Genomic DNA, 555 nt, shown 5'->3' on the forward strand with positions numbered 1-555 from the left:
CCTATTGTTTAAGATGATATTTTAAAGCATCACCCGTACAGTCTGGTTCGGACTGGTCAACGCTGCCATCATAAACAGCTGAATGTTAATATACTGTGAATTTACTCACAGATTGAAAGCGGTTACATCAGCTAATAGATTCAGTTAGTGATCGGCCCCACACTTTGCTTTTGCGTCACCGAATGGCGCCGCACCAGCGTGGGCATAAAGCAGTGGCTAGCCTCGCTATCGAGTTTCCCTGCCGCCCCTTGTAGCGCCAGTTCGGTAGCCAATTTCGCCATCGACATAATGGGATAGCGCACGGTAGTCAACTGCGGATCGGTGTAACGGGAAATGGGAATGTCATCAAAACCAATCAGCGAGAGATGCTGCGGCACGGCAATGCCGTTATCCTTGAGAGTGGTTAACGCCCCGGCAGCCATACTGTCGTTATAGGCAAACACCGCGGTCAGGCCTAAATTACGCCCCAGCAGTTCTACCATCGCCGCTCCACCGCCCTGCATATCCGGCGAACCCGAGCCCACGAGACACTGAGCGCCCTCGTCTGCTGTCTTC

1 protein-coding gene is annotated in these 555 nt (G+C 52.6%); it reads right to left on the reverse strand.

What is annotated here, in order from left to right; translation table 11 throughout:
• Positions 1 to 140: 140 nt before the first annotated feature.
• Positions 141 to 555: substrate-binding domain-containing protein (locus AWT72_RS10265; RefSeq protein WP_197407668.1), on the reverse strand; the 415-nt coding region annotated here is incomplete at its 5' end.

Origin of the sequence: Oceanivirga salmonicida (assembly GCF_001517915.1) — a bacterium.
GTDB lineage: Bacteria > Fusobacteriota > Fusobacteriia > Fusobacteriales > Leptotrichiaceae > Oceanivirga > Oceanivirga salmonicida.